Below are 20,388 nucleotides of genomic sequence, written 5' to 3' on the forward strand. Positions count from 1 at the left end.
AATGCCCCATTAACCTGATCGCTCAAATTGCCGGATGGCCTCAACGGCATTTTCCATCTCTCTCCGCTAGCGTTGCCCGCGATGAACGCAAGGCCGATCAGCCTCGCAGACCGGGGAAACATGGGACGTGGCCGATATTGCTGACCAGGCAATGATCCGCCGTGCATCGCGCAAGGATGCCACGGACGATCGCGCGTTGCCGCCGCTGTCGGCCGCGCCGGTCGGCGCATGGCGGGCGCTTGCCGAGCGCGCGATCGAGGCCAATGGCTACTACCAGCCCGACTGGGAATTGGCGGTCGATGCCTCCGCGCGCGGCCGCACCGGCGCATCGCTGCTCAGCGCCACCGGCGATGCCGGGCAATTGATCGGGCTGTTGCCGGTCGTGCCGTTGCGGCGAATCTACCGGATCCCCCTGCCCGCGCTGGTCGGCGCCGAACCCTACGGCACGCTGTGCACGCCGTTGCTCGACGGCAATGCCGCCGAGCAGGCCGCCGGCAAGATGCTGCAGCAGGCACGCAATGCGGGCGCGCACGCGTTGATCCTGCGCACCATGTCGCTCGAGGGCCCGGCCATGGCGGCGATCCGCGCGGTGCTCGCGCGCGACGACTTGCAGCCGCGCCTGCTGAGCACCTATCAGCGCGCCCAGCTCGATGCGACGCGCGATGCCGATGAATTGCTGCGCGACGCGCTCGGGCCCAAGAAGCTGAAGGAGCTGCGCCGGCAGCGCCATCGCCTGTCCGACCACGGCGCGGTGCGCTTCGATGTCGCCCGCACGCCGCGCGACGTCGCGGCGGCGCTCGAGATTTTCCTTGCGCTCGAAGCCGGTGGCTGGAAGGGCCAGCGCGGCACCGCGCTCAGCCAGCATGCCGGCGACGCAGCCTTCATCCGCCGCGCGACGTCGGCGCTGGCCGAGACCGGCCGCTGCGAGATCGTCATGCTGCATGCGGGCGGCACGGCGGTTGCGGGCGGCATCGTGGTGCGCCATCAGGACCGCGCCTTCTTCTTCAAGATCGGCATTGACGAGCGCTTTGCGAAGCATTCGCCGGGCGCACAATTGACGCTGGAGCTGACGCGCCATCTCTGCGCCGATCCAGCGATCAATTCGGCCGATTCCACCGCGGCGCCCGGCCATCCCATGATCGACCCGATCTGGCGCGGCCGCTTCGCGATCGGCGACGTGCTGCTGCCGTTGAGGCGGCGCGATCCGCTGGTCGCCGCGGTTCACGCCGCATTGACCCTGAACAATTTCGCCTACGAGGCCGCGCGCGGCACCGTCCACTTCATCCGCAGCCGGCGCGGCAAGCCCGGATAACACGGTCCCCCTTACGCGAGCCCGCGCGGATCGATAGGCTGCGCATGACGGCCTCGAGCCGATGACGTCGTGATCGGGCGGGAACGTGACGATCCAAGAATGCTACGTCCGGCAGGACGCATCGACCGACCCCGGCGAGTTGGCCGGCGTGTATGACGATTTGCCCGCAACGGTCTCCGGACTGTGCGAGGTCGTCTCGGGGCTGATCGTTCACGTCGCCTGGGCCGAGCGGTACGGCATTCCGCCTGATTTCACGATGGTCCGGCAAACCCAGCCGGTTGCAGATCGGTTGAAGCTGATCCAGGCGTCGTTCGCCGGTCGGCTCACCACGCCACGCCCGCCGCGCAGCCGCACGTTCGGCACCTGTCGCGACTACGCGCTCCTGCTGTGCAGCATGCTCCGAAGCCGATCGATCCCGGCGCGGGTCCGCTGCGGCTTTGCGACCTACATCGGCGACGACATCTATCATGATCATTGGATCTGCGAACATTGGTCACCGGGCGACCGGCGCTGGCTGCAGGCCGACGCGCAGCTCGATGCGCTTCAGATTGAACAGTTGCAGATCACGTTCGACGGCGCGAACCTGCCGCGCGATGCGTTTCTGACGGCATCGCAGGCGTGGCGGATGGCGAGAAGCAACGCGGTGGCTGCCGGAGCGTTCGGACACGGCGCGGCCAGAGGTCTGTGGTTTCTTCACGTCAACGTCTACCGCGACCTGCTGTCGCTCACGAATCGGCAAATGTCGGCCTGGGATAGCTGGCGCGACGCTGCGCCGGCGAGCAAGGTCTTGAAGGTCGACGCCCTTGCCGAACTCGACCGGCTCGCGGACGTCGTCACGGCGTTCGAGGCTGGCTCGGACCGGATCGCCGCGCTGGACGAAGCGGCATCACGCAACTTGGTGCCGCCCTGGTCTCTGTAAGTGCGGCGGGCGGCCCGGCACAACGGCACACCAAGCTCCTTCACCGTGACCAATGGTTTACCTTTTCGTAGCCATGCAGACATATCGGGAAACAACAAGTTCCCCCCGTCAGATTGGTGTCAGCTAGCCCTTCTAGCGTTGCGGCGCGCTGTTTCTCAGGCAGTGCATGCCCTTGCCTGGAAAGCCTCATCCGATGGAAACATCGGGTGAGGCTTTCTGCCGTCGTTCTAGGCGCGGCTTGCCTTACTGCAGCGGCGAGTGCGGGGCCGGCAGCATGATGGTCGAGTGCATCTCCTCGAGCAGCTGCGTGCCCTTGCCGAGGAATTCCAGCCAGGCCGGATCCTTCATCGCACCACCGCGCGCCGCGGCGCGGGCGTTGAGATCGGGATAGGCCCAGATGTGGCAGACCTCGTTGGGCTGCCCGGAATCGGTGTGCCAGAGGCCGACGATCTTGGAATATTTCTCGCGCTCCGGCAGCACGCCTGTGATCAGGTCGAGCCATTGCTTGACGCCGCCGAGCGGCTTGGCGCGATAGTTGCGGAATTCGTAGATGTTGCCCTTGGTGGCAGGCGCCACCGGCGGAATGATCGCATTCAGCAGCCGCACCTCCTGGCGCACCAGGAGCGGACGGATCGCCGGAATGTACTCGCCGGTCCAGCGCGGATTCTTGGCAAGCTCGGCGCGCAGCCGGGCCCGCTCGTTGAGATCGGCGTAGCTCCACATGTGCATGACCTGATTGAGCGGCCCGATCTCGGTGATCCAGTAACCTTCCAGCTTGCCGAAATTGTCGGCACGGATGTCGCGCGAGATCGTGCTCGCCGCCTTGACCATCTCGCCGACGGTCCCTGGACGTACCGTGTAGGTGCGCAGCTCATAGATCATGGTTGTCTCCCTGGTTGTTTCCGATGGATCGTGTGGGCAAACGAAAAAGCCCGGCATGTGCCGGGCTTTCGTGAAGGACTTCGGACTACTCGGCCGCCTGCGCGTTGATCTCGGCCGAGACCTCGCGGATGGCGCGGGCGAGCTGCTCGGCCGGCTGGGCGCCGGACACCGCATATTTCTGCGCGAACACGAAGGTCGGCACGCCGGAGATGCCCTTCTCGGAGGCTTCCTGGGCCTGCGCGGAGACCAGCGCCACGTCCTGGTCGGTGGCAAGACGCTTGCGCACGTCGTCGGCGTCGAGCCCGACATCGGCGGCCGCCTGCACCAGCACGTTGGTGTCGGTGAGATCGCCGCCGTCGCGGAAATACAGCTCCATCAGCCGCTGCTTCATCTCGGCCGCCTTGGCCTTGGCCTCGGCCCAGTGGATCAGGCGGTGGCAGTCAATCGTGTTGGGCTGCCGCTTGACGAGCTCGGGATGGTAGGTCAGCCCCTCCTCATTGGCGGCCGCGACCACACGGCCGGCGATGCCCTTGTAGGCCTCGACCGAGCCGAATTTTGCCGTGAGATATTCGTCGCGGCTGATGCCCTCGCGCGGCACCCAATTGTTGAGGAAGAACGGCCGCCAGTGCACCTCGACGGGCACGTCGGGCACCAGCTTGAGCGCATCCTCGATGCGATGCTTGCCGATGTAGCACCAGGGGCAAACGACGTCGGAGACGATATCGAGGCGAAGCGGCTTCAGATCGCTCATGGCAGGGTTCCCGGCGGAATTGGAACCCCAAAAGTAGGCCGAAAGCGCCCCGAGACAAGCCGCTATTTCATACTGGCTGCCATCTGCCGCATCCGCTCGGCGGTCAGCTCGTCGGCCGGGAAGAACGTCTCCAGCGCCAGTTCCTGCAACGTGATGTCGACCGGGGTGCCGAACACCATGGTGGTCGAGATGAAGCTCAGGATCTCGCCATTGAGGCGGAGCTTGAAGGGAAGCGCGACGTTGTTGTCGGGGGTGATCGGGGCCGACCGCGCCGGGATCGGATAGGACTTCAGGTCCTGATAGAGCTTGAGCAGCTCCGGATCAGCCGTTGCCTCGCACTGCCGATGCAGCCGCTCCAGGAGATGCGCGGCCCATTCCGCCAGGTTCACGGTGCGCGGCGCGAGGCCCTCCGGGTGGAAAGCCAGCCGCAGGATGTTGAAGGGCTGGCCGAGCAGCCGCTGCGGCACGCCCTCGAGCAGCGGCGCCACCATGCGGTTGGCCGAGACCAGATTCCAGTGCCGGTCATAGGCCAGCGCCGGATTGGGCTCATGCGCCTTCAGCACCAAATTGATCGCCTCGCGCGCCGATTTCAGCGCGGGATCCTCCAGCGAGCGTTGCGGGAATGCGGGTGCGAAACCCGCGGCGACCAGCAGCACGTTGCGTTCGCGTAGGGGCACGTCGAGGCGCTCCGCCAGTTTGAGGACCATGTCGCGCGACGGCGCCGAGCGGCCGGTCTCGACGAAGCTCAAATGCCGCGCCGAGATCTCGGCATCGACGGCGAGGTCGAGCTGGCTGAGGTGGCGGCGCTGCCGCCATTCGCGCAGGTGCTCGCCGATCAGGACGGGTTTTGCGGGCTCGGCCCGCGCCAGGGATGCATGTGCGTTCATGGTGCAAAACCTACCATGCGAAATTCGCCCGTTCCATTACGCCTGAGGTAATCGAATTGGCGCGCGGGCCGGCTCATCTTCCACGGCACAGGAGATGACCATGCTGATGCTGTCCATTATCCGCGCCCTCGCCGTCCTGATTCCGTGGCTGGTCCATCTGGCCTCCTGGCTGGTCGCGCGATCGCTCAACATGCCCCAGCCGATCGTGCACGCGACCAGCATGTTCGTGTTCGCGCAGGTCTATGCGGTGGAGATGAGGGTCGGCAAGGCGCTGTGTCCGCTCCGGCTGTGGCGCCAGCTGCAATCCCTGATGCGCTGAAAACCCATCCCAACCCGAGGAGACACTGCCATGATCCATTCGTCCCAGCTGCTGCGACGCGCCTTGCTTGCCGATGCGGTCTTCAGCGGCGTATCCGCCATCGCGATGGTGCTCGACGCCGGAGCCCTGGCCTCGCTGCTCGGCCTGCCGGAAGCGCTGCTGCGCGAGACCGGGCTGTTCCTGATCGCCTACACCGCGCTGGTCGGTTGGCTCGCCGCGCGAACCTCGCTGCCGAAAGGACCCGTGATCCTCGTGGTCGCCGGCAATGCGGCCTGGACGCTTGCCAGCATCGGGCTGCTGCTCTCGGGCGCAGTGTCGCCGAACCTCTTCGGCACCATCGTGATCCTCGCTCAGGCGATCGCCACCGGCGTGTTCGCCGAGCTGCAATATATGGGCTTGCGCCGCAGCGGCGAAACGGTCGCAGCGTAAGGCGAGTACAGCACGCGATGAGCGGCCGTCGCGGCAAGCGTGGCGGCCGTTCCCTTCGGTCAGCTCAGAGCCATCGCGACAATCATGCCCGCGAAGGTCAGCGCGAGGCCGATGATCAGCATCGGCACGAGGCTGCTACCGGAAAACGGATCGGCTTGATCCTGTTGAAACCACGCACTGTCGATCGCACGCGCGATCGCTTTCGCCCTGTTCCTCATTGCACCGCTCCTGCTTCGCTTCGCCTGTAACGTTCCCCAACCCCAAGCATCACGCCCTGCCCGCTGGCGACGCCCAACTCGAGGCTCGCCGCGATGCGCCGCGCGCGCTCGATGAAATGAAGCGCTGCGACCGGCGGGCACAGTTCATGCGCCGTCGCCTCGAACAGTTCGAGCCAGCGGTCGAAATGCGCGGCATCGACCGGCAGCTTCATGTGCTTGACCATCGGCGTGCCGTGATAGCGGCCGGTCATCAGCGCGACCGACGACCAGAACGCGCACATCTGGGCCAGATGCGGCTCCCAATTGGTGATCCTGGCCTCGAACACCGGCCCGATCATCGGGTCCTTGCGGACCTTGGCGTAGAAGCCGTGCACCAGCTGCTCGATCATGGCCTCGGTGATCCCGGTCCGCGCGACGATCTCGGCGGTGATCTGCTCGCGGCGCTCTGCTCCTGTCATGCCTCACATCCTAAATAGGTATTTCAAATGCCTATTTAGATTGCTATAGCGGATCCGCCAAGTGCTGATTTCGAAGGGCTTCCATGCGCCTGACATCATTCACGGATTTTGCGCTGCGCGCGCTGATGCGGCTGGCCGGTGAGCCGGACCGCTCATTCGCGACCAGCGAGATCGCGGCCGAGTTCGGCATTTCCCGCAATCACCTCGCCAAGGTGGTGCGCGACCTCGGCGAGGCCGGCTTCATCGCGACCCAGCGCGGTGCCGGCGGCGGGTTTTCGCTGGCGCGCGCCCCGCAGGCGATCACGCTCGGCGAAGTGGTGCGCGCGCTCGAAGGCGGCAGCGCGCTGGTCGAATGTTTCAGGGATGATGGCGGCGATTGCGTGCTGCTGCCACGCTGCCGCTTGAAGGCGAGGCTCGCGGCGGCCCGCGAGGCCTTCATGCGCGAACTCGACGGAACCACGCTCGCCGAATGCGCCTATCTGCCGCGTCCCACGCGCCATCCGGCGCGCGCGTCATGACGATCGTCGAACCGGATGGGTTTCGGAATTCAGGCCTGCAGCACGCGCGCGGCGCCTCGCTTTGAAGGGACCGCCCGCTTGCCGGCCGCGGCCGTCAGGCTGTGGCCGTTGAGGTGCTTGCCGTTCAAGGCCTTGCTATTCAGAACCTTGCCGTTCAGGGCGTTGCCATTCAGAGCCGCGCCATTCAGCATCTTGCCGTTGCCGAGCTTGCCGTTGGCTTTGGCAGCTTTCTTCGCGCTGGCCTTCCTCTGCCTCGCCCGCATTTCAGCGAGCTTCTCGGCCTCACGCTTGGCTTTCCGCTCGGCCTTTTCCTTCAGCCGCAGCCGCTCCGCCCTCGCCTCCGCGCGCTTCTTCTTGCGCTTCTTCTCGCAAGCATCGCACTTGCAGCCGATCGGCTTCAGATAGGCTTTGAAATAGTCGGTTCCGTAATCGTAGTTGATCTCGTCGCCCGGTTCGATGTCCTTGATGGCGCGGATGAAGACCTTGCGCTTGCGCGGCTTGACGTCGGATTCCGCGTTCGGCCGGCAGGCATGGTTGATGTAGCGGGCGACGTTCTCGCGGATCGAGCCGTCGATGGTCCATCGGTTGGTGAGCTCGAACAGATATTTGTTCTCGATCGCGTCCTCATCCTTCTTCTTCGAGTCGAGCAACGGCCCGAAATAACGGATGATCTTGGTCCCTTTCTTGATCGGCTTGGTGGCGAAAAGGCCAAGGCCAGTACGGGAACGGCCGACACGATAGGGCTTTTGCGATGATGATGCGGGCATGACGATCGAGGCTAAGGCACGCAAGGTGCACGCGACAGAAGTTGCGAAGCCGCCCTTCTAGGACGATTCCGCGCGCCTGTCAGGTGTTTCCCGCGTGTCTGTTGAACCTTCCCCAGATTGCATATGTCAGACACAAAGTAACGTCCGGATCCCAAGTTTCCCCCGATGAAATACCCTGCTTTTGCAACAATCGTTGTGGCGCTCGCCAGCGCAAATCCTGGTCAGGCTGCCTCCGAGACGATCAGCAGCTTCTATACGTCGACCGCGCCGAAGGCCTGCCGGATGATCGGCAAGCCCAACGAGGAGTACGGCAGCAGCACGCGGGTCTGCCCGGGGAAATCCGGCCTTGTGGTGCTGATCAACGAGGGCGATCTGCGCGAAGTGGTCTCGGTCGGCCGAAACCGCGCGGCAGCAGCCAGGGAACCGGCGGCCCAGGCCTGGTTCGGCCCGTTCAGCTCGACCGGCAATACGGTCGAATGGCGTGCCGCCGGCAGCAAGCCCTTCGCGATCATCCAGCGCTGGCAGATCGCCGACAGCAGCGAGCAGGACAAGCGCGGCGGCCCGGTCTCACGGGCGATGCTCGCCGTGACGCGGCTGCCGCCGGGCGAGGTCTGTCACGTCGCCTATGTCGACGTTGCCGCCAATCCCAACGCCAACGCGCTGGCGCGGCAGGCCGCCGACGATTTCGCTCGCGATTTCAAATGCGGCGCGGACACGGTGAAAACGATCGGCCAGAGCGGCCGCTCGACGTTGCTGACGAAACGCTAGAACGCCGCCGCAGGCGCAATATCGGTTACGGCCGCGCTGAGCGGCCCGCAGACAAACGCAGCATCGCGGTCAACAACGCTTCCACTGATGTGCCCTCGGGCGACCGATCCAGAATCGTCTTGAGGCGGCCGTCGAGCAGCAGCATGGTAAAGCCATGCACCAGCGACCAGGCCGACGCGATCGCGGCCGCCTGGTCCAACGTAAGCTGCTCCTTGGAAATCTGCTCATGTCGGCTGGCGCCGACGCCGCGGGTCAGCCCGGCGAACGACGCCTCGGACGCCTCGTGCAGCGACGGCCGCTCATGATCGAGCCGCTCGCTGCGGAACATCAGCCCATACATGCCGGGATGCGCCTGCGCATAGGCGACATAAGCCTTGGCGCTCGCCACTCCCTTTTCGGGCGGTGTCGCCGCTGAAGCGTCCGCCGCTGCCATCGCCTGGCCGAATTGCCGGAAGCCGATCGCCGCGAGCTCACTGAGCAATCCGGTGAGATCGCCGAAATGATGCGTGGGCGCGGCATGCGACACGCCGGCGTCGCGCGCCACCGCGCGCAGTGTCAGTCCGGCCAGTCCATCACGCTCGAGCACGCGCTCGGCGGCCTTCAATAGCGCTTCATGCAGATCGCCATGATGATACGGCGTGTCATTGGTCCGGCGCCGCGGTGCCGAGCGATCGGCCACCCGCGCAACCCGGCGCCTCGGAGCCCGCGTTGGACGAGTCGCCTTGTTTTCTTTGGATAATCTTGCCATGCGGCCCTTATATGTCGCAATTTTTACACTGTAAAGATTTTGCTTGACGATCGATGGCGTCATCCCTACTGCTATCTTTACGATGTAAAGATCATATACAGGGAGATGCGGAATGCTTGACCAGGTCACGTCCAACACGGCGCGAACCAATTTGGCGCCGATTCCATTTGAAGCCGACGCGCCGTTTCTGAAGATCACAGGCGAATTGCCGCGCGAGCTGAACGGCACGCTGTACCGCAACGGTCCCAATCCGCAGTTCGAGGCGCCGGGCGCGCACTGGTTCGTCGGCGACGGCATGCTGCACGCCTTCCATCTCGAGAACGGCCGTGCCAGCTATCGCAACCGCTGGGTCCGCACCGCGAAATGGCAGGCCGAGCATGACGCCGGCCGCGCGCTGTTCGGCGGCTTCGGCCGCAAGCTGCCGGACGCCCCCGCCGACATCACGACGGACGGCTGCGTCGCCAACACCAACATCATCTTCCACGGCGGCAAGCTGCTCGCGCTCGTCGAGAGCCATCTGCCGACCGAGATCGAGCCCGGCACGCTCAATCGCCTCGGCTATTGCGACTACAAGGGCGCGATCTCAGGCCCCTTCACCGCGCATCCCAAGATCGATCCGGTCACCGGCGAGATGGTGTTCTTCGGCTATAACGCCGCGGGTCCGCTGACGCCGGCGCTGTCGTACGGATCTGTAAGCTCATCCGGCGTGGTTACGCGCTTCGAGCGCTTCGAGGCGCCCTACGCCAGCATGGTGCACGACTTCATCGTCACCGAGAACCATGTGCTGTTTCCGATCCTGCCGATCACCGGCAGCATGCAGCGCGCGATGCGCGGACAGGCGCCCTACGCCTGGGAGCCCGAGAAAGGCGCCTATGTCGGCGTGATGAAGCGCAGCGGCGCCTCGAAGGACATCGTCTGGTTCCGCGCCGAGACCTGCTACGTCTTCCATGTCATGAACGCGTGGGAAGACGGCAACCGCATCATCGCCGACGTAATGCAGTTCGAGGAAGCGCCGCTGTTCAACCATCCCGACGGCTCGCAGACCGATCCGAAAAAGAACCGCGCGCGCTATTGCCGCTGGACGTTCGATCTCTCCGGCAATACCGATCGCTTCACGCAAACCTACCTCGACGATCTCACCGGCGAATTCCCCCGCGTCGACGATCGCCGCGCGGGATTTGCCAGCAATCACGGCTGGTACGCCTGCGCCAACCCCGATCTGCCGATGTTCGGTGCGCTGTCGGGCATCGTGCATGTCGACGGCCGCGGCAAGCGGCTCGGCCACTATCTCCTGCCCGCCGGCGACACCATCTCCGAGCCCGTGTTCGTCGAGCGTAGCGCTGACGCGGCCGAAGGCGACGGCTGGCTGCTCGCGGTGGTCTGGCGTGCCCGCGAAAACCGCAGCGACCTCGCCGTCTTCAACGCTACCGACATCGAGGCTGGTCCGACCGCGCTGGTTCATCTCGGCCACCGCGTGCCGGATGGATTCCACGGCAATTGGGTGGGGGCGGAGTAGCTGCACGTCACTCCAGGCGTGAGAATGCCCGGTCCTTCCACTCGTCATGCCCGGGCTTGTCCCGGGCATGCCGGCTGGCGGTATAAGAAGCGACCCACGATCGCTTAAGTATCAATCTGAATTCACTCACTTTCTCGAGATCACATCGCGATTTTGACACTGTAAAGATTTCGCTTGACGCTCGCTCTGCTCGCCTTTAGGGTATCTTTACGGTGTAAAGATTAGCCTTCGAGGCCCCCCATGACGATCTTCTTGATCCTCGCCCCTTACGGCGCCTACGCCACGCTCATGCTGGTGACCTCGGCCACGGTGAGCTTGCTCGCTGCCGCGCTGATCTGCCTTGGCGTCATCGCGTTCGACATCGCGCGCGGCCGCAGCATCAAGATCCTCGGCGTCGGTTCGGTGATCGTGTTCACCGCGGTCGGCAGCTACCTCACCTTCATCGATGCGACGCCAAGCACCATCGCGGTGAAGATCGCTGTTGATGCCGGCATCCTGCTGGTGTCGTTCGCCTCGATCCTGATCGGCCATCCCTTCACGCGACAATATGCGCTCGAACAAATCGACGCCGAGATCGCGAAGCAGCCGGGCTTCCTCACTGCCAACTACCTGATCACCGGAGCCTGGACCGCTGCGACGCTGTTGATGTTGATCGGCAACATCGCGGTGCTCTATGTGCCGGCCCTGCCGCTGTGGACCGGCCTCTTGATCGCCTTCGCTGCGCGTAACGCCGCGGTGTGCTTCACGCGCTGGTATCCGCAATATCGCGCGGCCAAGTACGGGACGCCGCCGGCCGGCGCGCTGCCGGCGCGCTGAACATCACAACGATGATCCTGCCTGAGGAAACGGAAACCACGACAATGAAGAGCGTATTCGCCAGGCTCGCGAGCGACTTCCTCTCCACCATCGTGTTCCTGGTGGTCTATCTCGCCACCGACAATGTCCTGATCGCCACCGCTGTTGCGATCGTGGGTGCGATTGCGCAAGTGGTCTATGCGCGCGTCAAGGGACAGGCGCTCGGCTACATGACCTGGGCGAGCCTTGGGCTGGTGATCGTGCTCGGCGGAGCGACGCTGCTCACCAACGATCCGCGCTTCGTGCTGGCGAAGCCCGCGATCGGCCACATCGCGATCGGCGCGATCATGCTCAAGCGCGGCTGGATGCTGCGCTATCTGCCGCCGATCGTGACCGAGACCATTCCGGAATACGCTACCCTCGCCGGCTATGCCTGGGCCGGGCTGATGTTCATCCTCGCCGCCGGCACCATCGCGATCGCGGCGACCGGCGACATCAAGCTGTGGGCGTTCTACGTGTCGGTGGTGCTGGTCGGCGCCAAGATCGCCGCGTTCGCGATCCAGTACGTCGCTTTCCGCTTCCTGGTCGGCAACCGGCTGCGCGCCGCCGCCCGCGCCTGATCGCCGCAGCCGCGAACTAGGCGCGCGCGCCAAGATAGGCTATACCCGCGCACGCTTTTTTACCGGAGGGGAGACATCAATGGCGGTGGACGGAAACTGGAATCTCACGATGACGACGCCGATGGGCGAGCGCAAGGCGACCTTGTCGCTGGCGAGCTCCGGCGGCACGCTCACCGGTACGCAGGGTGCCGAGGGCAACTCCACCGAAATCTTCGACGGCACCGTGAACGGCGACAGCGTCGCCTGGAAGGTCTCCATCACCAATCCGATGCCGCTGACGCTCGAATTCTCCGGCACGGTCGCAGGCGATGGCATCTCCGGCGAGATGGGCATCGGCCCGATGGGCAGCTTCCCCTTCACCGGCACGCGGGCGTAACCGTCCCCGTCTAGAACCAGATCTGCATCGGCAGATCATACGCATCCAGCGGCTGCGGTCCCCCAGGAACGCAGCCGCTTGGTTGATGAGCAGCCAAAGCCACCGCGCAGGCATCCAGCACATCGTCACGCTTCGCGCCGGTGCCGATCCGCGCTTCGGTCAGCCAGCGATCGATCTCGCTGAAGCCGGCGCGCGTCAAGAGCTTGCGGCGAAGGGCGTTGCCCTCCTCCGACTTCTTGCGCGGCAATGGCGTGCCGCCGTTCAGCCGCAGGAAAACCAGTTCGGGATGCACCTCGCAGATGTCGCGTGCGGGGGTCGCGCGCACGAACGCGTCGACCTCCATGATCTTGTTGCCGAGATGCCAGAGCTGGCGCGAGACGCGGGTCTGACCGCGGCGCAGCGCTTCACGGTTCGCCGCGTCAGGATCGCCAAACTCCTGCCACAGCCAGCGCCGGGCGCCGGTGAAGACGCGTGAGGTGTGCGGACGCAGCCGCGCGCGGGCAAGCAGGTCGCAATCGCGCTTGCCGTCATCGGTCATGCCGATCGGGATATCGATCCCGGCACGATCAAACGGACCCGTCAGCGCGTCAGCAATGTCGCCGTGAAAGGAAATCGTGCGCTGGTCGCCGTCGATGGTGACGGCGACCCAGCCTTTGGAGAATCCGTCGAGGCCGACCGCCCTCAACCCGGCTCCTCAACCCAGATTCAATTCCTTGAAGAAGTCGTTGCCCTTGTCATCGATGATGATGAAGGCCGGGAAGTCGACCACTTCGATGCGCCAGATCGCTTCCATGCCGAGCTCGGGATACTCGACCACCTCGACCTTCTTGATGCAGTGCTCGGCAAGGTTCGCCGCCGCGCCGCCGATCGAGCCGAGATAGAAGCCGCCGTGCTTCTTGCAGGCCTCGCGCACCGCGACCGCGCGGTTGCCCTTGGCGACCATCACCATCGAGCCGCCCGCGGCCTGGAACTGGTCGACGAAGGAATCCATGCGGCCGGCGGTGGTCGGGCCGAACGCGCCGGAGGCGTAGCCGTCGGGCGTCTTGGCCGGGCCGGCATAGTAGACCGGATGGTTCTTGAAATAATCCGGCAGCGGTTCGCCCTTCTCCAGCCGCTCGCGCAGCTTGGCGTGGGCGGAGTCGCGCGCCACAATCATGGTGCCGGTCATCGAGACGCGGGTCTTGATCGGATATTGCGACAGCGTCGCGAGGATATCCTTCATCGGCTGGTTGAGGGCGATCTTGACGACATCGCCGCCGAGCGACTGCTCGACCGCGGGCAGATACTGCGCCGGGTTATGCTCGAGCTCCTCGAGATAGACGCCGTCTTTGGTGATCTTGCCGAGCACCTGGCGGTCCGCCGAGCACGAGACGCCGAGCCCGATCGGCAGCGAGGCGCCGTGGCGCGGCATGCGGATCACGCGCACGTCGTGGCAGAAATACTTGCCGCCGAACTGCGCGCCTACCCCCAGGCTTTGCGTCATCTTGAGGATTTCCTGCTCCATCTCGAGATCGCGGAACGCGTTGCCGTCAGCCGAGCCGTGGGTCGGCAGCGCATCGAGATAGCGCGCGGAAGCAAGCTTCACGGTCTTCATGCAGAGCTCGGCCGAAGTGCCGCCGATCACGATCGCGAGGTGGTACGGCGGACAGGCCGCGGTGCCGAGCGTCAGCACCTTCTCCTTCAGGAAGGCGAGCAGCCGATCTTTGGTCAGGACCGAGGGCGTCGCCTGGAACAGAAAACTCTTGTTGGCCGAGCCGCCGCCCTTGGCCATGAACATGAACTTGTAGGCGTCGTCGCCCTCGGCATAGATCTCGCACTGCGCCGGCATGTTGTTGGCGGTGTTCTTCTCCTCGTACATCGACAGCGGCGCGACCTGCGAATAGCGCAGGTTGCGGCGCAGATAGGCGTCGCGCGCGCCTTCGGAGAGCGCGGCCTCGTCGTCGCCGTCGGTGATGACGTTGCAGCCCTTCTTGCCCATGATGATCGCGGTACCGGTGTCCTGGCACATCGGCAGCACGCCGCCGGCGGCGATGTTGGCGTTCTTCAGGAAGTCGAAGGCGACGAACTTGTCGTTGTCGCTGGCTTCCTTGTCCTCGAGGATCGAGCGCAGCTGCTTCAGATGGCCCGGCCGCAGATAGTGGTTGATGTCGCCGAAGGCGGCCTCGGACAGCGCCCGCAGCGCCTCGCGCGACACCACCAGCATGTCCTTGCCCAACACCTTCTCGACCCGGACGCCCTCGCTCGTCACCTTCTTGTAGGGCGTGCTGTCGGCACCCAGCGGGAACAGCGGGGTGTGCTTGTAGGGCGGAACGGGCTTCTGCTGGTCGGGGAAGGCTGAGGGGGCGTTCATGAGCTGCTCTTTGGCTTGCAGGTCGGGTTCGTAAGGCCGGTCCGGCCGCGGGGGGCTGCCGGCAATGTAGAGCCGTTCTAAGCCTTTTTCGGACAAAGGAAAGGGAAGCCGGCCGCCTTCCAGCCATGCGCAGGACCGGCAATGCGCGTGCTATGTTTCATCCCTCCGTAATCTCTGGTTGCCACAACGCTTCAGCAATCCGCGAAACGGCCAGGAAGCCATCAGGAGACCATCATGAAGACAGCGCTTTTGATCTGGTTCGCGGCGCTGGCCTTGTTGATCGCGGTCCCGACCGGCGCCGATGCTGCCCGCCTCGGCAAGTCGTGCGGCGGCCTTGCCGGCATTCAATGCAGCCGTAGCGGCCAGTTCTGCCAGTTCAAGCCGGGACAGTGCGGCCGTGCCGACCAGACCGGCAGCTGCGCGTTCCGGCCGACGATCTGCAACAAGATCTTCAAGCCGGTGTGCGGCTGCGACGGCAAGACTTATGGCAATGATTGCGAACGCCGCGCCGCCGGCGCCTCCAAGGCGCAGGACGGCAAGTGTGCATCCTGACGGACCGGCCGTATTGACGCGCTGCGCGGGAGCCTGCATGTAGCTTCGCGTATTTTCATACCGCGGGGGTATTTCGTGACAGCACCGTTGCGCCGACGCTTTCCCTTGAGCATCCGCTCCATCATGCCGGCCGCCCTGATCGCGCTGGCGACAGCCTTCACTGCCGCGCCGGCGCATGCCGATCCCTGCGAGGACATCGCCAAGCAGCTCGCCGGCCAGATCGACGGGCTGAAGGTCAATTTCAGCGCCGCCAACATCACATACCTCACACATCCGGCGGCGAAGGAATTGTCGCTCGGCTGCCGCGGCAAGGACTATTCGATCGAGCTCTTTGCCAAGACCGATCGCAAGATGAAGCCCGAGTTCTTCAACCTGGTCGGCTCCGCCACCGCGCTGGTCTTCACCGTGCCGAAGGACGACGCCGCCACCGGCACCTCGCGCTGCCTGAAGCGCATGGGCATCCTGCGCGGCAACACCATCACGATGCGCTATCGCCGCCTCAACCTCGAATGTACGCGCAACCGGACCGATGCCTCGATCACGGTGCGTCGCGGCAAGAACGAGTGACCGGCCGCATCGCGGCACGCCAATGTTGCCTATATAATTGTCAATGCAGGGGCCGCACCGGAACGTTCCTCCCGCTCCGAAAGTTGATAATTGCGGTCGCATGTTTGCTGGAAAACGGTGCGATAATCACGGCCGGAATCACGGAGCCGCCCATGATCGCAAAGCTCCTCCTGCAGAATACTTTCTTCGTCGTCGCAATGGCCGCGCTGCTGTTTGCCTTCGCCGGCACGCTGCACTGGCCTGGCGCGTGGGCTTATCTGATCGCCTCGGCGCTGATCGGCCCGGCCTGCGGACTGTGGCTTGCCAAGGTCGATCCCGGCCTGCTGGCCGAGCGCATGCGGCTCACCGCGCGCGAAGGCCAGCCCGCCGAGGACAAGCGCTTCATGCTGGTGTTCCTCGTCATTGCCGTGCTGTGGTTCGTCGCGATGGGCCTCGACCGTCGGTTTGGCGGCGCCAATGCCGGCGTGGCGCTGATCGTGCTCGGCCTCGTGCTGTATCTGATCTCGACCGCGCTGATCCTGTGGGTGTTCCGCACCAATTCGTTCGCAGCCCCAGTCGTGAAGGTACAGACCGAGCGCGACCATCACGTGATCTCGACCGGACCCTACGCGCTGGTGCGCCATCCGATGTATGCGAGCGTGATGCTGTTCTTCATCGGCGTGCCGCTGACGCTCGGCTCCTGGTGGGGCCTTGCCTTCGTGCCGGTGTTCTTCGCGATGTTCGCGTTCCGCACCGGGATCGAGGAACGCACGCTGGTGGCGGGATTGTCAGGCTATGCCGATTATGCGGCACGGGTGCGCTATCGCCTCGTGCCCGGACTGTGGTGAGGGACCATCATGGCAGAGAGCAAGACCTACACCGGCGGCTGCCATTGCGGCCAGGTGCGCTTCGAATGCACCACCGACATGGCGATGGTGACCGCCTGCAACTGCTCGATCTGCACCAAGAAGGGGCTGCACTTCGTGTTCATGCCGCCGTCGAGCTTCCAGCTTCGCGCCGGCGCCGAGAACCTGAAGGAGTACCTGTTCAACCGCCATGCGATCCGCCACCAGCTCTGCGTCGATTGCGGTGTCGACGTGTTCGCGCGCGGCAAGAAGCCCGATGGCGCCGACATCGTCGCGCTCAATGTCAACTGCATCGACGGCATCGACCTGTCGAAGATCGCGATGACGCCGGTGGATGGGAAGAGCCGGTAGTTTCCTATCCACCCTTCGTCATTCCGGGATGCGCCGAAGGCGCAGGCCCGGAATCCATACTCACGATCGTGGTTATGGATTCCGGGCTCGCGCTTAGCGCGCCCCGGAATGACGGTCGTCACAAATCCAGCGCCTTGTAGCGCCGGAAAATCCCCTCCTCGTTGAACGGAATCCGCCGCTCGCTCGCCAGATAGGCCTTGATGTTCGGCCGCTCCGCAACGCGATCGCGCAGTGCGATCAGGCGCGGGACCTTCTTCTCGAACCCGGCCATCCGCTTCGGAAACGCGTAGCGCAGGCCTTCGACGATCTGGAACAGCGACAGGTCGACGTAGGTCAGCCGGCGTCCGGCGACGAAGCCGCCGCCATTCGCCTGCACGAGATCCTCGAAATAGCCGAGATATTTCGGCACCCGCGATTTCCAGAACTCTTCCGTGCGTTTCTTCGCCGGCGCCTTCTGGTCCTCGTAATACAGCGACGGCCCGAGCGGGTGGTGGGTGTCGTGGATCTCCAGCACGAAGTCCGCAATCGTCAGCTGCAACTCGTGCACCCAGAGCTTTCCCGCCTCCGCCTTCGGCGCGAGGCCGTGGCGCGCGCCGAGATAGAGCAGGATGTTGGCAGTCTGTCCGATCACGAGTTGGCCGGCCTTCAGGAACGGCGGCGCAAAGGGCGGCGTGCCCTTGCGCGCGTCCATCATCTTCATCACGGCGCCGGTGCCGCCCTTGCCGCGCGCGACATCGGTATATTCAGCGCCGGCATCCTCGAGTGCGAGGCGGACATATTCGCCGCGGCCCTGGATCATCGGCCAGTAGTAAAGCTGATAGTGCATGCACTTACCTCCACAAACTTCACCGCATCGCCTCGATTCACGGTGATCGTAGCCGTGCCGCGGCCAGATCGTCTACCGCGCACCGGCCGCCTGTCCGAACCACGCGCGGACTGCTAAGATTACAGCATCGAGTCTTCGATGAAGGATCAACTTATGGCGGACAACAAGAAGAAGCGGGGCGCACAAGATCGCGCCCTGATCGCGTTGAGCGAGTCCTACGAAGTTGCGTACTGGTCCAAGAAGTTCAAGGTCACGCCGGCAAAGCTCAAGGCGGCCGTCAAGAAGGTCGGGCACTCCGCCAAGAAGGTGGAAGCCCACTTCAAGGAGCAGCGGCACATGGCCGCCGACCGCGCGCGGATCGCGATCAGCGAGCCCTACGAGGTCCGCTACTGGTCGAAGAAGTTCAAGGTGACCCCTGCCCGCCTCAAGGCCGCGGTGGCCGAAGTCGGACATTCCTCGAAGAAGGTCGAGGCCCATTTCGCGAAGAAGAAGAAAACCGCGAAGAAAAAGAAGGCGGCCAAGAAGACTCTCAAGAAGGCCGGCAAGCGCAAGAAGAACTGAGCGGTCGAGGGTACGCCGCTCTCGCCTCGTCATTGCGAGCCAACGGGTCGGCGCGCAGCGCCGCCCGATGACAGGCTCCGCGAAGCATCCACCGCACCGCATTTGCGGAAAGATGGATTGCTTCGTCGCTATCGCTCCTCGCAATGACGGGGGACGGGCTCCGCCCCGTTCGCCGCTCCCCTCAATTCGCCGCGAAGCAGTACAGCAGGCCGTCGCCGCCGGTGCTCTTCAGATCGGCTTGCGAGCAGCCGCCGTCAGGACCGCGCGAGGGATGCGACATGTTCCAGGATTTTGACGGCTCGTCATCCCGCAGGCCCTTGCGGTCGAAGTGCCCGACCATGGCGGCGCCCTGCGTACTGCTTGTCCAGTTCTTGCAGGTGCGGTCCTCACCGGCTGCAAACGCCGTACCATCGGCCTGCGATCCCGTCAGCACGTCGTGGCGGTTCGGCGTGTCGCCGGCACCGTTGATGACGTCGCCCTTCTCGGACAGCGCGGTCTGCTTGGTGAGATTATTGCCGGCGCTGTGCAGATCGGCGACATCCTTGGCGACCACGACGCCCTTCACGTTCTTCCACGGGCCCTTGCCGATGCGATCGCGCGCATTCACCGCGGGCTTTCCGTCGGCCGCCTGGGTCGAGAGATAGGCGCGCCATGTCTTCGGCGCTCCGAAGCCCGCGGCCTGCGCCAGGGTCTGGCAATGATTGTCGGCGCCGGCGAGCCCGCCGAGATTGCCGCCATTGCCGATGCCGTTGCTGGTCACGAAGAAGCTGGTGTCGGCGGTCTGCGCCGTTGCCGGCGGCGCGGCCATGACGACGAACGCAAGACAGGCAGGAACCGCGATATGTGCAGTGAACTTCATCTCGTTCTCCCGATGGTTGCTTTAGCCCGCTGACATCAACCCGCAGGTAGTCCGGATATTCCGGCGCCACGACACGCGAATGAAGCCCACAAAACAAAAGCGCCGCGGTTGATGCCGCGGCGCCTTGTACTTGTCGTGACCGGCTGTCGATCAGTTGGTCTGCTGGATCGCCGAAAGCTCCCAGTTGCCGCCGCGCTGGCGCACGAAGGTCCAGACCTCGGTGATCTCCTCCGGCTGCCCGCCGCTGACCTGACGGCCGGTGCCGCGCTCCAGCATGGTGTCTACGAGCGAGTAGCGCATCGCGACCGTCGCATATTCGCTGTCGCCTTCGCGCCAGGCTTCCGCCAGATCGCCCTGCAAGAGCTTCACATTGGAGGTCTTGTTGGTGACGTTGCGCGCCTTGTTCTCCTCGAGATCCTTCGAGAAGTACGACACCATTTCCGGCGTCGCGAGCGTGTGCAGCTTCGCAATGTCCTCGTTCGACCACGCGGCCTGGATGTCGCCGAGCAACCGCTCGAACGTCTCGTAGTCACCAGGTGTGATCTCGACCGGCGCATTCGATCCGCCGCCGAGGCCAAAGCCGAAGCCCGAACGGGCGTTCGCCTGCGGACCAGGGCCGACGTCGGGGCCCCCCGCGTAGGCGGCGGCCGGCGCATTGCGCCGCTGCCACCACGACATCGCGAGCCGAACCACCAGCACGATCAGACCGATCTGCAGCAGCAGGCCGAACATCGACGACAACCCGCCGAGGCCCGAGAACAGGCCGCCGCCGAACAGCATGCCGAACAGGCCGGCGCCAAGGAAGCCCGCGGCCAGGCCGCCGAGCAGGCCGCGACCCATTCCGCCGCGGCCGAACAGGCCGCCGGAATTCGCCGCCGCCGGCGAGCCCATGCTGGGGCTACCAGGCTGGCTGAAGGTACGGTTCATCGGAGCAACCGAGCCCGGCGCGGTGCTGGTCGAGGGCGGCGCGGAGAATGTCCGCGAGCCGCGCGAGCCGCCGCCGCCAACGCGGGCGTCGGCCGCCGAAACGGTCATCATCACGGGCAGCGCCAGCGCCATCGCGACGGCGATCGCCCGGACAATTCCACGCGTGCGTTGCGAGAAATTCATGTTGGTTTCCTCAAAGGATTCCCCGGCATGGGGAAACACCCCTAACATGGGCAGGGCCCGATAAAAGTGAAGCGGGAAACGGGA

At 64.8% G+C, this 20,388-nt stretch carries 27 protein-coding genes; 15 read left to right on the plus strand and 12 right to left on the minus strand.

From position 1 onward, the window contains the following. The first annotated feature begins 127 nt into the window (after nt 1-127). Together AAFG13_RS11050 and AAFG13_RS11055 are read left to right on the plus strand one after the other, a co-directional pair. Nucleotides 128-1,312: a GNAT family N-acetyltransferase gene (locus AAFG13_RS11050; RefSeq protein WP_342712012.1), complete on the plus strand. Its 1,185-nt coding sequence runs from the start codon at nt 128-130 to the stop codon at nt 1,310-1,312. 148 nt (nt 1,313-1,460) lie between these two features. Then, the gene (locus AAFG13_RS11055) at nt 1,461-2,231 is read left to right on the plus strand and encodes a transglutaminase domain-containing protein (RefSeq protein WP_342712013.1); all 771 of its coding nucleotides are present in this window, start codon (nt 1,461-1,463) and stop codon (nt 2,229-2,231) included. A 243-nt stretch (nt 2,232-2,474) separates the two neighbouring features. On the opposite strand, the gene AAFG13_RS11060 is transcribed toward AAFG13_RS11055, so the two are convergent. From AAFG13_RS11060 to AAFG13_RS11070, 3 genes are all read right to left on the minus strand, one after another. Further along, entirely contained in the window at nt 2,475-3,113 is a 639-nt protein-coding gene (locus tag AAFG13_RS11060) for an NIPSNAP family protein (protein ID WP_229169821.1), read from the minus strand. 85 nt (nt 3,114-3,198) lie between these two features. Continuing rightward, nucleotides 3,199-3,864: a DsbA family oxidoreductase gene (locus AAFG13_RS11065; RefSeq protein ID WP_342712014.1), complete on the minus strand. Its 666-nt coding sequence runs from the start codon at nt 3,862-3,864 to the stop codon at nt 3,199-3,201. 62 nt (nt 3,865-3,926) lie between these two features. Next, complete coding sequence (locus tag AAFG13_RS11070; RefSeq protein WP_097676035.1) at nt 3,927-4,751, minus strand: helix-turn-helix transcriptional regulator; 825 nt, start codon at nt 4,749-4,751, stop codon at nt 3,927-3,929. A gap of 100 nt (nt 4,752-4,851) precedes the next feature. Here AAFG13_RS11070 and AAFG13_RS11075 point away from each other — a divergent pair, with 100 nt between their 5' ends. Further along, nucleotides 4,852-5,070 carry a hypothetical protein gene (locus AAFG13_RS11075; protein ID WP_342712015.1) on the plus strand — a complete coding sequence of 73 codons (219 nt, stop codon included), beginning with the start codon at nt 4,852-4,854 and terminating at the stop codon, nt 5,068-5,070. A gap of 30 nt (nt 5,071-5,100) precedes the next feature. Continuing rightward, nucleotides 5,101-5,499 carry a hypothetical protein gene (locus AAFG13_RS11080; RefSeq protein WP_342712016.1) on the plus strand — a complete coding sequence of 133 codons (399 nt, stop codon included), beginning with the start codon at nt 5,101-5,103 and terminating at the stop codon, nt 5,497-5,499. A gap of 59 nt (nt 5,500-5,558) precedes the next feature. Here AAFG13_RS11080 and AAFG13_RS11085 read toward each other — a convergent pair whose 3' ends face one another. Both AAFG13_RS11085 and AAFG13_RS11090 read right to left on the minus strand, forming a co-directional pair. After that, on the minus strand, nt 5,559-5,717 hold the full coding sequence (locus tag AAFG13_RS11085) for a hypothetical protein (RefSeq protein WP_212310019.1): 159 nt from the start codon (nt 5,715-5,717) through the stop codon (nt 5,559-5,561). Continuing rightward, nucleotides 5,714-6,175 carry a group III truncated hemoglobin gene (locus AAFG13_RS11090; RefSeq protein WP_212310020.1) on the minus strand — a complete coding sequence of 154 codons (462 nt, stop codon included), beginning with the start codon at nt 6,173-6,175 and terminating at the stop codon, nt 5,714-5,716. Before AAFG13_RS11090 ends, AAFG13_RS11085 begins: the two co-directional genes overlap by 4 nt. Nucleotides 6,176-6,258: 83 nt before the next feature. Here AAFG13_RS11090 and AAFG13_RS11095 point away from each other — a divergent pair, with 83 nt between their 5' ends. After that, entirely contained in the window at nt 6,259-6,693 is a 435-nt protein-coding gene (locus AAFG13_RS11095) for an Rrf2 family transcriptional regulator (RefSeq protein ID WP_212310021.1), read from the plus strand. Between the two features lie 29 nt (nt 6,694-6,722). Here the strand turns inward: AAFG13_RS11095 and AAFG13_RS11100 are convergent, their stop codons facing one another. Further along, nucleotides 6,723-7,460, minus strand: coding sequence for an SET domain-containing protein (locus AAFG13_RS11100; protein ID WP_342712017.1), 738 nt, complete (start codon nt 7,458-7,460; stop codon nt 6,723-6,725). A gap of 165 nt (nt 7,461-7,625) precedes the next feature. Between AAFG13_RS11100 and AAFG13_RS11105 the strand changes: the two genes are divergently transcribed. Next, nucleotides 7,626-8,228, plus strand: a complete 603-nt coding sequence (locus AAFG13_RS11105; protein ID WP_342712018.1) for a hypothetical protein — start codon at nt 7,626-7,628, stop codon at nt 8,226-8,228. Between the two features lie 25 nt (nt 8,229-8,253). On the opposite strand, the gene AAFG13_RS11110 is transcribed toward AAFG13_RS11105, so the two are convergent. Beyond that, entirely contained in the window at nt 8,254-8,976 is a 723-nt protein-coding gene (locus AAFG13_RS11110; RefSeq protein WP_342712019.1) for a WHG domain-containing protein, read from the minus strand. Nucleotides 8,977-9,088: 112 nt separating this feature from the next. On the opposite strand from AAFG13_RS11110, the gene AAFG13_RS11115 reads away from it, so the two are divergent. The 4 genes from AAFG13_RS11115 to AAFG13_RS11130 all read left to right on the plus strand — a co-directional run bounded on the left by AAFG13_RS11115 (nt 9,089) and on the right by AAFG13_RS11130 (nt 12,283). Then, nucleotides 9,089-10,492, plus strand: a complete 1,404-nt coding sequence (locus AAFG13_RS11115; protein WP_342712020.1) for a carotenoid oxygenase family protein — start codon at nt 9,089-9,091, stop codon at nt 10,490-10,492. A 240-nt stretch (nt 10,493-10,732) separates the two neighbouring features. Next, nucleotides 10,733-11,308, plus strand: a complete 576-nt coding sequence (locus tag AAFG13_RS11120) for a hypothetical protein (protein WP_342712021.1) — start codon at nt 10,733-10,735, stop codon at nt 11,306-11,308. A gap of 44 nt (nt 11,309-11,352) precedes the next feature. Further along, complete coding sequence (locus AAFG13_RS11125) at nt 11,353-11,907, plus strand: septation protein IspZ (RefSeq protein WP_212310026.1); 555 nt, start codon at nt 11,353-11,355, stop codon at nt 11,905-11,907. Between the two features lie 79 nt (nt 11,908-11,986). Further along, a complete protein-coding gene (locus tag AAFG13_RS11130; protein WP_092115378.1) occupies nt 11,987-12,283 on the plus strand; it encodes a hypothetical protein in 297 nt (98 codons plus the stop codon). Between the two features lie 10 nt (nt 12,284-12,293). Here AAFG13_RS11130 and AAFG13_RS11135 read toward each other — a convergent pair whose 3' ends face one another. Beyond that, on the minus strand, nt 12,294-12,968 hold the full coding sequence (locus AAFG13_RS11135; RefSeq protein ID WP_342712022.1) for a DUF429 domain-containing protein: 675 nt from the start codon (nt 12,966-12,968) through the stop codon (nt 12,294-12,296). A 9-nt stretch (nt 12,969-12,977) separates the two neighbouring features. Next, a complete protein-coding gene (locus AAFG13_RS11140) occupies nt 12,978-14,633 on the minus strand; it encodes a fumarate hydratase (protein WP_342712023.1) in 1,656 nt (551 codons plus the stop codon). Between the two features lie 234 nt (nt 14,634-14,867). Here AAFG13_RS11140 and AAFG13_RS11145 point away from each other — a divergent pair, with 234 nt between their 5' ends. The 4 genes from AAFG13_RS11145 (at nt 14,868) to AAFG13_RS11160 (ending at nt 16,948) form a co-directional block, all read left to right on the plus strand. Continuing rightward, nucleotides 14,868-15,185 (plus strand): Kazal-type serine protease inhibitor family protein, encoded by a 318-nt coding sequence (locus tag AAFG13_RS11145; protein WP_342712024.1) that lies wholly within the window; start codon nt 14,868-14,870, stop codon nt 15,183-15,185. Between the two features lie 123 nt (nt 15,186-15,308). Continuing rightward, a complete protein-coding gene (locus tag AAFG13_RS11150) occupies nt 15,309-15,752 on the plus strand; it encodes a hypothetical protein (RefSeq protein WP_223970351.1) in 444 nt (147 codons plus the stop codon). A 152-nt stretch (nt 15,753-15,904) separates the two neighbouring features. Then, complete coding sequence (locus AAFG13_RS11155) at nt 15,905-16,579, plus strand: isoprenylcysteine carboxylmethyltransferase family protein (protein WP_342712025.1); 675 nt, start codon at nt 15,905-15,907, stop codon at nt 16,577-16,579. A gap of 9 nt (nt 16,580-16,588) precedes the next feature. Continuing rightward, nucleotides 16,589-16,948, plus strand: a complete 360-nt coding sequence (locus AAFG13_RS11160; RefSeq protein ID WP_223970270.1) for a GFA family protein — start codon at nt 16,589-16,591, stop codon at nt 16,946-16,948. Between the two features lie 118 nt (nt 16,949-17,066). On the opposite strand, the gene AAFG13_RS11165 is transcribed toward AAFG13_RS11160, so the two are convergent. After that, nucleotides 17,067-17,774, minus strand: coding sequence for a glutathione S-transferase (locus tag AAFG13_RS11165; RefSeq protein ID WP_342712026.1), 708 nt, complete (start codon nt 17,772-17,774; stop codon nt 17,067-17,069). 153 nt (nt 17,775-17,927) lie between these two features. Here AAFG13_RS11165 and AAFG13_RS11170 point away from each other — a divergent pair, with 153 nt between their 5' ends. Beyond that, entirely contained in the window at nt 17,928-18,335 is a 408-nt protein-coding gene (locus AAFG13_RS11170) for a DUF3606 domain-containing protein (protein ID WP_342713318.1), read from the plus strand. A gap of 181 nt (nt 18,336-18,516) precedes the next feature. On the opposite strand, the gene AAFG13_RS11175 is transcribed toward AAFG13_RS11170, so the two are convergent. Together AAFG13_RS11175 and AAFG13_RS11180 are read right to left on the minus strand one after the other, a co-directional pair. Beyond that, nucleotides 18,517-19,143: a lectin gene (locus AAFG13_RS11175; protein ID WP_342713319.1), complete on the minus strand. Its 627-nt coding sequence runs from the start codon at nt 19,141-19,143 to the stop codon at nt 18,517-18,519. Between the two features lie 201 nt (nt 19,144-19,344). Continuing rightward, nucleotides 19,345-20,304 (minus strand): TIM44-like domain-containing protein, encoded by a 960-nt coding sequence (locus AAFG13_RS11180; protein WP_212310036.1) that lies wholly within the window; start codon nt 20,302-20,304, stop codon nt 19,345-19,347. Nucleotides 20,305-20,388 lie beyond the last annotated feature (84 nt).

This window comes from Bradyrhizobium sp. B124, from assembly GCF_038967635.1.
Taxonomy (GTDB): Bacteria; Pseudomonadota; Alphaproteobacteria; order Rhizobiales; family Xanthobacteraceae; genus Bradyrhizobium.

What these genes read in the sequence shown, in the direction of transcription:
- AAFG13_RS11060 (WP_229169821.1), bottom strand. Translation starts at nt 3,113, where the DNA reads ATGATCTATGAGCTGCGCACCTACACGGTACGTCCAGGGACCGTCGGC.
- AAFG13_RS11065 (WP_342712014.1), bottom strand. Translation starts at nt 3,864, where the DNA reads ATGAGCGATCTGAAGCCGCTTCGCCTCGATATCGTCTCCGACGTCGTT.
- AAFG13_RS11070 (WP_097676035.1), bottom strand. Translation starts at nt 4,751, where the DNA reads ATGAACGCACATGCATCCCTGGCGCGGGCCGAGCCCGCAAAACCCGTC.
- AAFG13_RS11075 (WP_342712015.1), top strand. Translation starts at nt 4,852, where the DNA reads ATGCTGATGCTGTCCATTATCCGCGCCCTCGCCGTCCTGATTCCGTGG.
- AAFG13_RS11080 (WP_342712016.1), top strand. Translation starts at nt 5,101, where the DNA reads ATGATCCATTCGTCCCAGCTGCTGCGACGCGCCTTGCTTGCCGATGCG.
- AAFG13_RS11085 (WP_212310019.1), bottom strand. Translation starts at nt 5,717, where the DNA reads ATGAGGAACAGGGCGAAAGCGATCGCGCGTGCGATCGACAGTGCGTGG.
- AAFG13_RS11090 (WP_212310020.1), bottom strand. Translation starts at nt 6,175, where the DNA reads ATGACAGGAGCAGAGCGCCGCGAGCAGATCACCGCCGAGATCGTCGCG.
- AAFG13_RS11095 (WP_212310021.1), top strand. Translation starts at nt 6,259, where the DNA reads ATGCGCCTGACATCATTCACGGATTTTGCGCTGCGCGCGCTGATGCGG.
- AAFG13_RS11100 (WP_342712017.1), bottom strand. Translation starts at nt 7,460, where the DNA reads ATGCCCGCATCATCATCGCAAAAGCCCTATCGTGTCGGCCGTTCCCGT.
- AAFG13_RS11105 (WP_342712018.1), top strand. Translation starts at nt 7,626, where the DNA reads ATGAAATACCCTGCTTTTGCAACAATCGTTGTGGCGCTCGCCAGCGCA.
- AAFG13_RS11110 (WP_342712019.1), bottom strand. Translation starts at nt 8,976, where the DNA reads ATGGCAAGATTATCCAAAGAAAACAAGGCGACTCGTCCAACGCGGGCT.
- AAFG13_RS11115 (WP_342712020.1), top strand. Translation starts at nt 9,089, where the DNA reads ATGCTTGACCAGGTCACGTCCAACACGGCGCGAACCAATTTGGCGCCG.
- AAFG13_RS11120 (WP_342712021.1), top strand. Translation starts at nt 10,733, where the DNA reads ATGACGATCTTCTTGATCCTCGCCCCTTACGGCGCCTACGCCACGCTC.
- AAFG13_RS11125 (WP_212310026.1), top strand. Translation starts at nt 11,353, where the DNA reads ATGAAGAGCGTATTCGCCAGGCTCGCGAGCGACTTCCTCTCCACCATC.
- AAFG13_RS11130 (WP_092115378.1), top strand. Translation starts at nt 11,987, where the DNA reads ATGGCGGTGGACGGAAACTGGAATCTCACGATGACGACGCCGATGGGC.
- AAFG13_RS11140 (WP_342712023.1), bottom strand. Translation starts at nt 14,633, where the DNA reads ATGAACGCCCCCTCAGCCTTCCCCGACCAGCAGAAGCCCGTTCCGCCC.
- AAFG13_RS11145 (WP_342712024.1), top strand. Translation starts at nt 14,868, where the DNA reads ATGAAGACAGCGCTTTTGATCTGGTTCGCGGCGCTGGCCTTGTTGATC.
- AAFG13_RS11150 (WP_223970351.1), top strand. Translation starts at nt 15,309, where the DNA reads ATGCCGGCCGCCCTGATCGCGCTGGCGACAGCCTTCACTGCCGCGCCG.
- AAFG13_RS11155 (WP_342712025.1), top strand. Translation starts at nt 15,905, where the DNA reads ATGATCGCAAAGCTCCTCCTGCAGAATACTTTCTTCGTCGTCGCAATG.
- AAFG13_RS11160 (WP_223970270.1), top strand. Translation starts at nt 16,589, where the DNA reads ATGGCAGAGAGCAAGACCTACACCGGCGGCTGCCATTGCGGCCAGGTG.
- AAFG13_RS11165 (WP_342712026.1), bottom strand. Translation starts at nt 17,774, where the DNA reads ATGCACTATCAGCTTTACTACTGGCCGATGATCCAGGGCCGCGGCGAA.
- AAFG13_RS11170 (WP_342713318.1), top strand. Translation starts at nt 17,928, where the DNA reads ATGGCGGACAACAAGAAGAAGCGGGGCGCACAAGATCGCGCCCTGATC.
- AAFG13_RS11175 (WP_342713319.1), bottom strand. Translation starts at nt 19,143, where the DNA reads ATGGCCGCGCCGCCGGCAACGGCGCAGACCGCCGACACCAGCTTCTTC.
- AAFG13_RS11180 (WP_212310036.1), bottom strand. Translation starts at nt 20,304, where the DNA reads ATGAATTTCTCGCAACGCACGCGTGGAATTGTCCGGGCGATCGCCGTC.